2 protein-coding genes are annotated in these 1,076 nt (G+C 40.3%); one reads left to right on the top strand and one right to left on the bottom strand.

From position 1 onward, the window contains the following. Positions 1–588: tetratricopeptide repeat protein (locus PX482_RS09870; RefSeq protein ID WP_288122375.1), on the top strand; the 588-nt coding region annotated here is incomplete at its 5' end. 103 nt (positions 589–691) lie between these two features. Here the strand turns inward: PX482_RS09870 and PX482_RS09865 are convergent. Beyond that, on the bottom strand, positions 692–1,033 hold the full coding sequence (locus tag PX482_RS09865) for a DUF4164 family protein (protein ID WP_002776981.1): 342 nt from the start codon (positions 1,031–1,033) through the stop codon (positions 692–694). Positions 1,034–1,076: the final 43 nt, after the last annotated feature.

Here is a 1,076-nt window from a genome sequence, read left to right as displayed (position 1 = left end):
TACCAAAAAGCGATCGAGTTTTATCAACAGTCTTTAGCAATCACACGGGAAATCGGTGATCGGGGAGGTGAAGCGGCATCCTACAATAATTTAGGCACTGTTTACGATTCCCTAGGAGAATACCAAAAAGCGATCGAGTTTTATCAACAATCCTTAGCAATCACGCGAAAAATCGGTGATCGGGGGGGTGAAGCGAAATCCTACAATAATTTAGGCAATGTTTACTGTTCCCTAGGAGAATACCAAAAAGCGAGCGAGTTTCATCAACAGTCCTTAGCAATCTTTCGGGAAATCGGTGATCGGGGGGGTGAAGCGAATGCTTGGTTTAATCTGGGAGTTACCTACTATAAACTCAAACGTATATCGGAAGCGAAAGAAGCAATTCTTCAAGCGCGGGAATTATATCAAGCATTGGGGTTAGCAGGATATGTTCAAAAGTGCGATGATGAAATTCGGCAATTAGAAACCCGAAAATATCCCTTAATCGTTGCTTTCTTTCTGGGGGTGGTTATGTTTCCTTTAGTTTTAATTGGGGGGATAATAGTGGCATTGTGGCGATTGTTAAAAAGATGGTTGAGGAAAGCATAATTAGGGGTAGGATGGGTTAGGAATCCCTTATTTTTAACCTGAGTTTGACATCTGCTAATTTCCCCTCATAACTACCCTAAAGTGAGAAATTATAGTAATATTTCTAAGGATTACCAGAAAAGAAAGAGCGCCACGCTGCCGTGCCGATGGCCCCTCCTAAAAGAATAATTAACGTCCAAACTTGATTTTTTTGGGTTCCTTCCACCTTTTCTAGTCTTCTATCCATCCCATCGACTTTCTCAGTTAGTTTTGCCTGTCCTACCTCTAGCTTAGTTAGCCGTTCGTCGATTTTATCAAATTTCTGGTTAAAATCCTTCTGTAGGCTATCAAATTTCTGGTTAACATCCTGTTGGAAGGTATCGATTTTTTGGTTAACTTCCTTGATGCTGTCTTTGATTTCCTTGAGGACAGATTCAAGACTATAAGTAACGGTTTCGTTAGACATTTTGGTAACATCCCTGGGAGTAATGATAGTACAATAATTTTAT

Source organism: Microcystis sp. M53602_WE12, assembly GCF_030065455.1.
Classification (GTDB): domain Bacteria; phylum Cyanobacteriota; class Cyanobacteriia; order Cyanobacteriales; family Microcystaceae; genus Microcystis; species Microcystis aeruginosa.
This window is presented reverse-complemented; position numbering and strand designations above follow the sequence as displayed.

Bases quoted from the DNA above. Each gene is read 5' to 3' on its own strand.
- PX482_RS09865 (WP_002776981.1), bottom strand. From the start codon at position 1,033: ATGTCTAACGAAACCGTTACTTATAGTCTTGAATCTGTCCTCAAGGAA.